The 13,182-nt window shown below is 52.4% G+C and carries 10 protein-coding genes; all 10 read left to right on the top strand.

The genetic code is table 11. The annotated features are described in order from the left end of the window. The first annotated feature begins 2 nt into the window (after positions 1-2). The 10 genes from DG357_RS13490 (at position 3) to DG357_RS13440 (ending at position 13,177) form a co-directional block, all read left to right on the top strand. Entirely contained in the window at positions 3-437 is a 435-nt protein-coding gene (locus DG357_RS13490; protein WP_028013479.1) for a hypothetical protein, read from the top strand. A 22-nt stretch (positions 438-459) separates the two neighbouring features. After that, complete coding sequence (locus DG357_RS13485; protein WP_047366826.1) at positions 460-1,533, top strand: hypothetical protein; 1,074 nt, start codon at positions 460-462, stop codon at positions 1,531-1,533. 348 nt (positions 1,534-1,881) lie between these two features. Next, positions 1,882-2,232, top strand: coding sequence for an immunity protein Tsi6 family protein (locus tag DG357_RS13475; protein ID WP_045261346.1), 351 nt, complete (start codon positions 1,882-1,884; stop codon positions 2,230-2,232). Between the two features lie 25 nt (positions 2,233-2,257). Further along, positions 2,258-3,325 (top strand): ADP-ribosylarginine hydrolase Tri1, encoded by a 1,068-nt coding sequence (gene tri1, locus DG357_RS13470; RefSeq protein WP_063438215.1) that lies wholly within the window; start codon positions 2,258-2,260, stop codon positions 3,323-3,325. A 157-nt stretch (positions 3,326-3,482) separates the two neighbouring features. Next, entirely contained in the window at positions 3,483-6,023 is a 2,541-nt protein-coding gene (locus DG357_RS13465) for a type VI secretion system Vgr family protein (protein ID WP_108780355.1), read from the top strand. After that, on the top strand, positions 6,004-6,516 hold the full coding sequence (locus DG357_RS13460) for a hypothetical protein (protein WP_047366809.1): 513 nt from the start codon (positions 6,004-6,006) through the stop codon (positions 6,514-6,516). Before DG357_RS13465 ends, DG357_RS13460 begins: the two co-directional genes overlap by 20 nt. Positions 6,517-6,591: 75 nt before the next feature. Then, positions 6,592-7,146: a hypothetical protein gene (locus tag DG357_RS13455; protein ID WP_224222657.1), complete on the top strand. Its 555-nt coding sequence runs from the start codon at positions 6,592-6,594 to the stop codon at positions 7,144-7,146. 3 nt (positions 7,147-7,149) lie between these two features. Beyond that, positions 7,150-8,226, top strand: a complete 1,077-nt coding sequence (locus tag DG357_RS13450) for a hypothetical protein (protein ID WP_088204308.1) — start codon at positions 7,150-7,152, stop codon at positions 8,224-8,226. A 73-nt stretch (positions 8,227-8,299) separates the two neighbouring features. Continuing rightward, entirely contained in the window at positions 8,300-8,740 is a 441-nt protein-coding gene (locus DG357_RS13445; RefSeq protein ID WP_059358115.1) for a DcrB-related protein, read from the top strand. Between the two features lie 3 nt (positions 8,741-8,743). Next, positions 8,744-13,177 carry an RHS repeat-associated core domain-containing protein gene (locus tag DG357_RS13440; RefSeq protein WP_088204309.1) on the top strand — a complete coding sequence of 1,478 codons (4,434 nt, stop codon included), beginning with the start codon at positions 8,744-8,746 and terminating at the stop codon, positions 13,175-13,177. Positions 13,178-13,182 lie beyond the last annotated feature (5 nt).

Here is a 13,182-nt window from a genome sequence, read left to right as displayed (position 1 = left end):
TGATGCATTGGTTTTTCTTTATAGTCTTTATGATTTGGACGCTAGCGCTTATCTGGAATGGAAAAGATTTATTTAACAAAAAGCAATGGCTCCTTGCGGGGTTAATGTTCGTTCTAGTGTTAGTGGCTACGGTCGTCATTGGCTTTACGTTGAAATGGCTTGCTCAGTCAATGTCATTATTTTCCGTCGCAACGGCCAAGCATTATTCGATCATCTTATCCATGTCTTTCTTGTGTGTTTGGGGATTAAAGATCACAGTAGTGCTGCTCTGCACGTTATTTTCCGGGATTATGGGGGGGCACAAAAGATACAACGCGGAAAATTATGAAAAATTATCGTCTATGACACGTGCCGTGGCGCCTGGCTTACTTATCTTTGCTAAAAGCTTAATTACCCTCGGAAGCTTCCTTATGTTTTCGGGTTTATGGCTTAAGTAAGCGCGACGAGTGAGGTTGCATTATGGTTGCTGAAAAACAATATTTTTTTCCTCTTGAGATGAAGGATCAGGAAAAAGAGATTCGGGAAAATTTCTGGAAATGTCTCTATACCTCTGCAGAAAAAGAGATGCTTCATTACTGGCTATTGTTACCCCAGAATGTTAAGCCAGCAGAGTTAAAGCCGATCACATTTCAGGAGGTTGGGCTGACGAATATCGGACGATACATCGCCGATGACACCGGCCCCTATATTGAAGTCTGGGCTGCATATGAACACTGTCAGTGGGAGATGAATGCGTCAGACTGGCTTATAAATAAGCTCGATTTAATGGGTGAGAAAGTACTGAGCCAAAGAATAATTACGCATCCTTCAGGAAGCGGGAAGTTTGCGGATATCCTGTCCATTAAAACGATGCCATCGGGTGATGAGGTCGTTTCACGATATACGGTGCAGAAGGATTATAATCCTGTAAATGGTGGGGGAAATTACTTCCTTTTGAAAACGGCTTGTGCGTCGAAAGATTACAACACGATTGCCGATACTATTTTCCTGATTGCTATCAACTGGGATTTACTGCATCGCAGCAATTTGATGCTTTCAGAACTGTTGAAAACAGTCAGCCTTAGCAACAAAAATGACAGTGGATTTAAAATTCCGGATTCATGGCTGGTGAATACGCTGGATGATAATCGTCTGGTAATTGAACACACAATAGGTAACGTCAACCATGGAGTGATTAATTTCTGTCTTTTCCGTCAGGCTGATTATCCCGCTGCGCAGGCTATTTTCGATGAAGCAACTGCGCGCTTTAACCGCCACGATAGTGCGGTCTCTCTTACGACATCGGACATTGCCAGCATCCCAAATGATATCAATCCCTCGTTTACAGGCGATCTTTATAGCTGTACGGGAGAGGTAGTCAGTGCTGCTGAGAATATCAGGGCTTATTACGATATGCGTATCTTTAAAATGAATGATTTGTGGTGTTACGTTGAGGTGGTTGGGCCTCATCGTAATCATCAGGATTATTATTACGAAGCCAATAAACGATGCATGGAAATCATTCTTTCTACGTTTCGCATAGAAAAACGATGAGCTGACAAAGTTAATTCATGGCCATCTAAATAAAACCATAGAAATGTGGTTTTATTTTTTGTTTCACAGAAATAATATCATAACCGCCCTCGTTCTGAGGATTAGTTAACTTCAGGCACTGAGAACAGATCATCGTGGAATAAAAAATCATGCTCAGCTGAACTATCGTTCAGCTCGCGGGAGTGGATATTCTGTTCTGAAAACTGACATCCCGCTATGTTAACGGCAAGATTATCCATGTGGCGAACGGTGCCGTTGAGAGAACGGGCATGCACTATGCTGTGTAACAGGTAGAAGTGGAGCATCCGCAGGTTCAGGCCATCGCCAGGGCAGTATTTGAGGTGACTCATGAGTAAAGAAAATTACACCGCGCTGGATTATATCAATGATGCTATTGATGCAATTAATCATCGATTAGATGAAAATCCTACATTTTCTTTATATGTTATGGCGAAGAATCAGCTGGACTATATTAAGTCTATTCTAACGGGGTCTGAGAAAGATAAAAGTAAATTGCACAAATTAAATCTTGGAGTGCTTGCGTCAAAAGAGTTTGATACAACCGATGCAGAACTTGCTCAGCATTTGTCCAATGTTAATTATATAGCTTCGCAAATGGGAAAAGGATTGAAGTTTATTCTCCCTCATGAGCAAGACGTTGAGTATTTGAAAAGGCAAAAACGATATCGCAAGTGGTAAACAACGTTTGATTAAAGGGTGCGGGATGATAGATCTTTACAGCGAAGACTCAGTAATTAATCATTATGCCGATCGTTATCGTAACTACATGCCAGTTAATGTTCGTAAGGTAATAAGAAGCAGCATTGATGATTCAAATTCCTCTCATGTATGGGATGAAATATTACCTTTAATCACAAATGAAGATGTTTCACGCGATAAAGCACTTGGGGCGTTAGTGGGTTTGGCTGTTGGAGATGCAGTTGGCACTACTCTTGAATTTAAACGCAGAGACAGCGAACATGTAGCGGATATGATTGGTGGGGGACCTTTTCAATTAAAACCTGGTGAATGGACAGATGATACGTCCATGGCATTATGTCTGGCAGAGACTTATCTTTCAGAAAACAGAATGCACACCGATGTGCTTAGAAAATATCTCCTGAAATGGTATCTTGACGGAGAGAATAGTAGTAATGGTCGGTGCTTCGATATCGGGAATACGACGCGATTCGCACTTGAACAGTATATGCGTGTCGGACCTTCCTGGTATGGTAATACAGAGAAACACACTGCTGGTAATGCTGGGGTTATTCGTCAAGCACCGGTGTCTATCTTTCGTCGAAAATCGCTGCGTGCGATTTACTTCGAATCCCAGGCTCAGAGTCGAGCAACGCATGGCGCGGTAGAGTCAATTAACGCATGCCAATTTCTCGGATTGGTATTGCACTATTTAATTAACGGTTATCAAAAAGAAGAAGCTTTTTCCCCTCATGTTTTCCCACTGTGCGCGCGTGTAATGATCATAAATGCGGGTGAGTATAAGCAAAAAATTCGCGATCAGATTCGTTCAAGTGGTTATGTTATCGATACGCTTGAGGCCGCGATGTGGTCCGTATGGAATACTGATAATTTCCGGGATGCGATTCTGCTGGCTGCCAATCTTGCCGATGACGCTGACAGCGTTGCGGCAACGGCGGGACAAATAGCGGGAGCATTATATGGTTATTCCGCTATTCCGCAGGAGTGGAAAAATAAACTCGTACAACATGAACGTATCGCCAAAATGGCTGGTGAATTGTTCGATAGAGCCCCTGAAGACACTTTCTTGTAACTGTTTATCTCGATGAAAATTCAGGAAAAGTGGTTTTTTTGTGGCATGAGAAGTCAATCTTACAGCTACTCATTATCAAACCAGCAGCGTTTACGCTTTGCGTATTGAAATGAGTTAACTTCTGGCACTGAGATTAGTCCATAGTGGAATAATGATTATGCTCAACCGAATTACCGTTCAGCTCCCGGTGGAGGGGCTGCTTTTCTGGAAACTCTCAGGCCGCGAGGCGATGTCCGAGTCGTTCGCGCTGACGCTGACCGTACTCGGCACGGACGCGCGCATTGACCGCAGTAAGCTGCTGGGCCAGCCGGTCACGGTGACCATCCCGACGCAGAATCTGCTGACGTCCCGCTATATTAACGGAAAAATTACCCGCGTGGCGGTCAGCGCCGTTGAGCTGACGGGCACCCGCTATGCGGTGTACCAGCTGACGGTGGAGCCGGACCTGTGGCCGATGAAGCGCGACCGTAACCTGCGTATCTTCCAGGGCCAGACGGTGCCGCAGATTGTCAAAACCCTGCTCGGTGAGCATCAGGTCAACGTTGAGGATAAGCTCACCGGCAGCTACCGGGTCTGGGACTACTGCGTGCAGTATCAGGAGTCGAGCCTGGACTTTATCAGCCGCCTGATGGAGCTGGAAGGGATTGCGTATCACTTCAGACACGATGCGGACAAGCACATGCTGGTGCTGACTGACGCCGCCACGCAGCATCAGCCGTTCAGCGGCTATGAGGTCATTCCTTACCACCAGACGCCGTCCGGCGGCAGCACGGATGAAGAGGGCATCAGCCAGTGGGCGCTGGAGGACAGCGTGACGCCGGGGATTTACAGCCTCGACGACTATGACTTCCGCAAGCCGAACGCGTGGCTTTTCCAGGCCCAGCAGAATCCGGCGTCGCCGAAGCCGGGCAGCATCGACGTGTACGACTGGCCGGGTCGCTTTGTGGACAAAGGTCACGGGGAGTTTTATGCCCGTATCCGTCAGGAGCGCTGGCAGGTTGAGCACCAGCAGATTCAGGCCACCGCCACGGCGGCGGGGATTGCGCCCGGGCACACCTTCACGTTAACCAGCGCGCCGTTCTTCAGCGACAACGGGGAGTATCTGGTGACGGCGGCGGGCTACCACTTCGAGGAGAACCGCTACGCCAGCGGCGAGGGGGAGACCATACACCGTACCGATTTCACGGTCATTCCGTCGGCGGTGGTTTACCGTCCGGCGCAGAGCACGACGTGGCCACGCACCTACGGCCCGCAGACGGCGAAAGTGGTCGGGCCGAAGGGCGAGAGTATCTGGACGGACAAATATGGCCGGGTGAAGGTGAAGTTCCACTGGGACCGGCTGGCGAAGGGCGATGACACCAGCTCCTGCTGGGTTCGCGTGTCGAGCGCGTGGGCGGGCCAGGGCTACGGCGGGGTGCAGATCCCGCGCGTCGGCGACGAGGTGGTGGTGGACTTTATCAACGGCGACCCGGACCGTCCGATCATTACCGGCCGCGTGTATAACGACGCGAGCATGCCGCCGTGGGCGCTGCCGGCTGCGGCAACGCAGATGGGCTTTATGAGCCGCACGAAAGACGGTTCCGTGGACAACGCTAACGCCCTGCGCTTTGAGGATAAAGCGGGTGCAGAGCAGGTGTGGATCCAGGCCGAGCGCAACATGGACACCAGCGTTAAAAATGATGAAACGCACAGCGTCGGCGGGGCGCGCAGCCATTACGTGAAGAAAAATGAGCTGCATCGCGTAGAAGCGAACCAGACGCAGGCCGTGAAAGGTGGCACCGAGATCCTGACGGGGAAAGGCAAGCTGGATGCGGCGGTCGAGCAGTATGTTATTGCATCCGGGACGAAGCTGCGGCTGGTCTCAGGTGAGAGCGCTATTGAGCTTAACGCTAACGGCAAGATTAACCTGATCGGCAAAGAGTTTAACTTCTTCGTGGAAGGGGATGGTTATATCACCACGGGCGGTAAGCTGCATCTGAATACTTCTGGCACCAAGCCGGGCACAACGGCGCCGGGTTCTGGGCATAAAGGGGATATTGATGCGGCGGTGCAGGCGAAATTTACGCCGGGAAAGGAGAGTAAGGCTGGTGTGGCTGCCAGCGCACCTGCCGAAACCTCTAAAAACGCTACGCCTCCAGCATCCAATGTTCCTTCAAGCGGATATGGAAAGGATGTAGATAGTCTTGTCGATAAATCACCGACGATGAAAAATGACATAGCGACGTTAAAGAAACGAGGCTGGACATTTGAAGAAGGTGAAGCAGGCAAGGGGACGTTTGCCAATCGTCAAAAGCGCGTTATTACCGTTGATAAAAATGAGCTCGGTAACCCGAATGCAGTCGTTCAGTCTCTGTCACATGAAAGTGGTCACGCTTTATATGAACCCAACATTGATTTTTCTTCGCGCGACGCCTATCTCAACAGCACACTCAGTGATGAAGGCGCTGCAACCTTGAACAATATCCGGGTCCAACGCGAAATCATAGCCAACAAGGGTGGGGATATAGGTATTGCAGGCAATCCGGCAAATCAGACACAATATAATCGTATCTATGATTCTCTCGAACGTGGGGCTATAAAGGAAAGTGAAGCGCGTACGCAGATAGGCCGTATCTTTGGCAAAGGCGAACAAACGTCTACCACAGGGCAATATTACGAAGATTATTATGGCGGTTGGTATGATAAAAATTATCCATAGTCTAAAAACGGGTGCGGTGCTTGCGGCTTTATTAACGACGGGAATGGCAGGAGGTAACATGCAGAAACAGGATCTTTGGCAGTTCATTGAAGAAATGAGCGCATCACTCAAAACATTGTCCGTTAACAGTCTGGATAACGCTCCGTTGTCATTCAAGCTAACGAAACAAAATGAATATATCAATTTCTACAATGCCGACGATATCAAACTGGCGGATGGAACGAACATTACTGCAATTGATTTACGTTTAAGTAAAGAAAGTGACGGGATGGCACCGTTACTGAATTTTTCACCGTCCGGCCAGTGCATCACTCTCGACACTGTTAAAAAACATTATCCGCAACTGACGTTAACTGATTATCCACGAGGCCGTTCGGAGAACGAAGTGACCAGTTATACAGCGCTAAAGGATATGAATGGGCAAAAAATAAGCTTCAGTTTCACGGTAAAAAAACCTGACTGCTTGGGTGGGGTCGCTATTAGCGCTGACTAAAAATGTTTATTTCATTACTCACTGCTTTTTAAAGTAGTGAGTAGCATAATATTTATCCAGCAAATGACGATTAACGTGAAAAAACGCCTTTCTGTCTCTCTTTTTTTTACCCTCATGTCTACCTTTCTGAGCAGTTATGAAGTAATGGCTCAGACTATGCCGCTCATTCTGGCTAAAGATGATTTTTCTCTGCAGTTAAACGACCAGATTGTGGCACTGGGTGAGAGATGGACTCCTGAGGTTGCGCGTAAAATTGCAGTTTCTGTGGAAGGTAGTTTTGTCGGTGAAATTCCTTTTGACGGAACGAACTATAAATTCTACCAGCATCAGAAGACTGGGTTAAGAATATTCAGTTCCAATCTCTGGTGGGATAAAACCGAGCGAAGTGTTGACGATTATATTGTGGCGCAGATTACGTTAACTGCTCCGGATGGCAAAACAGTTCGCGGGATCCATATTGGTTCAACAATAAATGAACTTAATAAAGCTTACGGCAGTGGTCAGGTCGAAAATGATTCCGGGGAGCAGTGGGTTTCCTATGAATTGGGTAAGGAATTGCTCTCTTTTGAGCTTAAAGACAGTAAGGTTGTAAAAATAACAATGAATTACGAAAATGGTACTTCAGAGTGAATTATGGCCAAAAAATATCTGGCAGTCGTTTTGTTCACGGCGTTATTGACAGGCTTCGTTGAAACCACAACGGCGCTTGAATTATCGCAATATAATAAGCTCGATACGGTCAGTCACATCGTTAACGACAGCGAAGTGACAGACAATCTCAGGAAAACGCTGGGAAATCATTACCAGACCTTTATTGATAACTTTGATGTCTTCGGTGAACCGCATACCACCACAGGTGGTGGATTGTTTGTTGAAGGTTGGTTAAAAGATCTCTATCAGGAGAATGCATCCGCGCTGGTCATCAATCCTGACGGCAAAATCTTTGCAGCCTGGGTGGTTCCGACGTCGGACGTTATTCATTACCAGTCATCTGACAATAGCGCGGTTATTCATGCCGATATTCAGCAGTGGGCCGCCAGATTTAATGCGATGCATTTTGCAACGTTCGGCCAATCAAAACTCGTATTTGACGGGGAGTGGGCTGGCGAATACAAGAACGACTCGACGTTAACCCTGCGGTTAGCTGAATCAGACAAGCGGATCACCGGCTCTTACTGCTATATCTCCCAGAGAGGAAACCGCATAGATTGCCCGGAAGATGATGAGCAAAATCTTAGTGGTACGATTGCTGGCAATCGTGCCAGCGTTGAGTTCAACTCATCATTTGGCGGCGTAGGTGGACGGGCTGTTCTGGAAATAAAGGGGCGTGAAATGGAATGGCGTTTAGTTACTCCTCCTCAAAAAGGAAATTACTATGCCCTGCTGCGGTATACATTACGTAAAGCCGCTTCGGTTCAAAACGCGGAAACCAGAAAACTGGACACCGATAAATTCGCCATTTCGCTGATAAACAAATGCGGCCATTTTGAGAGCAAATGTGACGAGATGGTTTATCTCGGCGTGCGCAAAAGCGATAACAGTACGATCTCCTTAAGGGGTAAAACGTTACACGACTCCGCAGGTAAAATAATCGGCTCAACGTACAAGAATGGCGAGATCGCTTATACCGTGACGTATGCACCTGTGAAATTGGTTGTCAGCAAAGGCAGTCATGTTTTAGTCGAACAGTCAGGTCAGTGGCTTAAATAAAACAGCCAGCCAAAAGGTCAGCATGGATTGGCCTCTTTTGTTTCTCTCAATATTAATCATCCCGAGTTCACTTATGAAATACACCCTCCAGGAAGGTTCATTTTCCCTTTTTCCTGCTGCCTGGCAGGATAACAGCATGAACATCATTCGCGATGACGAAAGCGGGCTGTCCGTGGTGGTCAGCCGCGGCGTGATTCCCGATGGCAGCGACTACGAACAAGAGTTTCACCGCCAGTGGGACGTGCTGCGTCCTCAGATGGGTGAGATTGCCCAGAGCGAGTTCCGGAGCGTAAAAGCCGGGCCAGACGGAAACATTAACGGACTGGAAGTTGAGACCACCTTTGACCGCAACGGGCAGCGCCTGTGGCAAAAACAGCTGGCCGTGCAGACGCCGGGCAAACCGGTATTGATGATTTTTACCCTCTCAGCGCTCAGAGCATTCACTGAAGAGGACGAGGTGCGCTGGAGCGCGCTTAAGCAGAGTCTGGCGCTAAACGACAACCGGAATGTGTAAGGCATGAGCGATAACAACGCGGCCCGTAAGGGCGACGAGATTATTCACTCCAGCATTTTTGCTGACATCACCAGCATTGTGGCGGAAGGTGCCGCCTATGCGGTGATCGGTGCGGCGGTAGGGCTGGCGGCTACGGCTGCGGCACCATTACTCGGTGCCGGAGCCGCCGCAGCGGGCGTGGCGGCGATTGGGTCCAGCTGTCTGTTAAGCGGAATTATCGGTGGTGTGCTGGCGAACGTGGCGGGTATCACAGACGATATCAGCAACGCCGCGGAAGGGTTAGGTAATGCGCTTTTCCCGCCGTCGCCTGCGGGCAAAATCACTACCGGTTCGAATAACGTTCTGACCAACGCAATCCCTGCCGCGCGTGCGGCAGGCACGCTCACGCCCGCCGATACCCCGTCCCCTGAACCGCAGTCGCCGGGCAACTTTGCCGATTACGCGGGCATGCTGCTTTCCGCCGCCGGACAGTTTGGCAGCGAAATGTGGCAGCCGAGCGTGGCCTCTGCCGCTGCGGGAACTTCGCCGCTGGAAGAAGACAAGGTGGCGTGTGAAAAACACTCCGGGCCGCAGTATCTGGCGGAAGGCTCCAAAAGCGTTTTCATCAACGGCCAGCCTGCGGTGCGCGCGAAAGATCGCACCACCTGCGAAGGCACCGTTTCCGACGATGTCTCTCCTAACGTGATCATCGGCGGGGACACGCTCACGGTCCGCGATATCAAAAGCGGTAAAACGCCGGGTCTGGCGCTGGGGATGATTGCGCTCTCCCTGCTGCGCGGGCGTCCGGGCAAGATCCTGAAAAACATGCCCTGCGCGCTGGCGGCGGCAGGCGGTGGGATGCTGGCGGATATGGCGGTGAATGCCGTGTTTGGCTCCTCGCACCCGGTTCACGCCGCCACCGGCGTGAAGGTCCTGAATGACGACGACGAGCTTGATTTCTCGCTGCCGGGGCGCTTCCCGCTGCGCTGGCAGCGCAGCTATAACAGCCTGACCACCCGCGAAGGGCTGTTCGGTCTGGGCTGGGCTACAACTTTTGACAGCTATCTGACGTTGGAAGATAGCAATGCGACCTGGTTCGATGAAACCGGGCGCGAGCTGAGCTTCGAGCTGCCGCCGGTCGACCGCGCGTTTTACAGCATCAGCGAAGGCATCATTATCCGCCGCAATGAGAACGGCGACGTGGCGATTGCCGACGATGACGGCGCGGTGTGGCGTCTGTACAAACCGACCCGGGCGAACCCCTCCATCCTGCGTCTGGCATCCCTCAGCGACGAGTACGGCAATGCGCTGCTGACGGCGTGGGACGAGCACGGCAGGCTGGTTGGTCTTCACGACGAGCCGCGGGCGATAGACGTCACCCTGCGCTATGAGGATGAACGTTTCCCGCAGCGGGTTACCGCAGCCAGCCATTTCGACGGCAACCAAACCTGGCCGCTGATGCAGTGGGGCTACGATGCGCGCGGCCAGCTGGCGAGCGCGACGGATGCCTCCGGCGTGGTGACGCGTGAATACCGTTACAACGACCACGGCCTGATGGTCTGGCACCGGATGCCCGGGGGGCTGGAAAGCGAATACCGCTGGCAAAAATTCGACCACTGGCGCGTGGTGGAAAACCGCACCAGCACCGGCGACGGCTGCCGCTTTAGCTACGATTTAGACGCGGGGCTGACGACCGTCGAGCACTACGATGGTCAGACGCGCCGCCACTACTGGAACGCGCAGAATCTTATCGTCCGCTACGTGGACGAGCGCGGTGAAAACTGGCGCTACGAGTGGGACGATAACGAGCTTCTGACGCGTCGCATCGATCCGCTCGGCAATGCCGTCACCTTCGTCTACGACGAGATGGGCAACCGGGTGCAGGAGACCGATGCCGACGGCAATACCCGCACCACCACCTGGCTGGAGCATCGCGCGCTTCCCTCGGCCATTATCGAAGCCGACGGCAGCGCCACCCGCTTCTGGTACGACGAACACCACGGACTGAAGCGCGTGCTGGATCCGCTGGGGCAGACCACGCAGCTGCGCCGGGACGAGTTTGGCCAGGTTGTGGAAGAGATCGATGCCGCCGGCAACAGCCGCTATCAGGAGTACAACGAGGCCGGGCAGATTGTCCGTTCGACGGACTGTTCCGGGCGTATTACCCGCTATAGCTATCACCCGCTGGGCTGGCTGGTGGCAGAGATTAGCGCCGACGGTGAAGAGACGCGCTACCGCTACGACGCCGCAGGGCGCCCGGTGCAGCTCGATCGCCCGGAAGGCTGGACTGAGTCGCTTAAATGGAACGAACGTGGCCTGCCGGTGAGGCACGCGGGCGCCGACGGGAAAGAATGTGAGTTCAGATACGATGAGGCGGGGCGCTTAACCGCCACCCGTAATACGCAGGGCGAAGAGGTCCGTCGCCGCTGGGACAGCCGCGGGCGTCTGATTGCCCTGGAAAACGAAAACGGCGAAGCGTACCAGTTCCGCTGGGGCGCTGACTCGCTGCTGCTGGAAGAGGTAGGGCTTGATGGCGTGGCCTCACAGTATCGCTATGATGCCTGCGGACGCACGATTGCGCGCACCTTTGCCGCCGGTCATCCGGAGGCCATTACCCACGCCTTCGCCTGGAGCGCGAGCGGTCAGCTGGTCGCCCGCACCACGCCAGAAGGGCAGACCCGCTACCACTACACGCCGTCCGGGCTGTTAAGCCGGATTGGGCTGCATCCGGCGCTTTCAGCCGACGCATGGACCACCGAGGCAGAGCAGGAGCTTGCCTTTGAGTATGACGCGCTTGGTCGCGTTACGCGCGAAGCGAGCGAGCATGGTGAGCTGGCGTGGGGATATGATGCGCTGGGCAACCGCACCTCCGTTACGCTGCCCGATGGCCGCGAGCTGAAGCAGTTCTACTACGGCAGCGGGCATCTGCTCAGCATTGCCCTCGATAAGCTGTCGGTTTCCGACTTTACCCGCGACGAGCTTCACCGCGAGACCAGCCGCACGCAGGGGCTGCTGACCACCCGCAGCGAATACGACCGCCTGGGCCGACTGCATCGGCGGGACGTCTTTAACGGCAACGCCCAGCGCCCGTCGCCGCGCCGCTGGTCCCGCCGCTGGGATTACGATTACCGTAATAACCTGGTTCGCGAAGAGCGGGACGATAATCCGTTCAGCTGGTACCGCTGGCAGTACGACAGCGCCGGGCGTCTGCTGGTTCAGGACGGCACGCTGCCCGGACAGGAGCAGTGGCGCTGGGATGCAGCCGGTAATCCACTCGAAGGATCTGCTGAGAAGGTCACGCACAACCGCCTGACGCAGCTGAACGGCATTCGCTGGCGCTATGACATTCACGGACGCACCGTGGAGAAGGACAACGGCCAGACCCGCTGGCACTACCGCTACGATGGCGAACATCGCCTGACGGAGGTCATCAGCCAGCCGCGGGACCGCAACAGGCCGCAGACGCAGGTCAGCTTCCGCTACGATCCGCTCGGGCGACGCATCAGCAAAACGCGCCGCCAGATGCTGGGCGGCCAGCCAACCGGTAAGCCTGTCACCACGCGGTTTGTCTGGGAAGGGTTCCGCCTGCTGCAGGAAGTGCACGGGGAAGTGCCACTGACCTACGTCTACAGCGATCAGGACAGCTACGATCCGCTGGCGCGTATCGACGGGGTTGATGCCCCGGAAATCTTCTGGTTCCACTGTCAGCCGAACGGCACGCCGGAACGGATGACGGATAGCGAAGGACAGGTGCGCTGGGAAGGGGTGAACAGCGCCTGGGGCAAGCTGCTGCGGGAAAGCGAGACGCAAGTATCAGGATATTCTCAGAACCTGCGCATGCAGGGGCAATATCTGGACCGTGAGACAGGGCTGCACTACAATCTGTTCCGGTATTACGACCCGGACTGCGGAAGATTTACGCAGCAGGACCCGATAGGGCTGGCGGGGGGGATAAACCTTTACCAGTATGCGCCGAATGCGCTGGGGTGGGTGGATCCGTGGGGGTTGAGCCGGGAGTGTAGCGGTAAAACAAAACCTGATTTTTATGTCGGTCCAAGTGGCCCTAGTTCAACTATGCCTTCTACAGCATATCGTTATATGGATAGCAAATATGCTCCACAGACAATAGAAAATAAATCAGCCCCGTTAAGTTATTTTGGGTATACGAAATATAAATCTGCACATGAAGCCAGGGACGCCTATCAAATTTTTTATGAAAAAGGTAATCCAGATTCATGGAGTGATGCACGTTTATTAGGTGAGTTTGATACATTACAACTGTATAAAAATGGAGTGCCTCAGGTGCAAGTACCTCTTGCCAATGGTGGCCGAGGGCCTGGATATGAGCTTTTCACCAGCGCATACCCTGAGTATGGTAAAGGTGGGGCATTACAGTTGCTACCAATCGAACGTAATTTCCCTGTTATTTTTGAACGTGTAACTATAATTCCGGAGTAAAAGCG

This window comes from Enterobacter bugandensis (assembly GCF_900324475.1).
GTDB lineage: Bacteria > Pseudomonadota > Gammaproteobacteria > Enterobacterales > Enterobacteriaceae > Enterobacter > Enterobacter bugandensis.
This window is presented reverse-complemented; position numbering and strand designations above follow the sequence as displayed.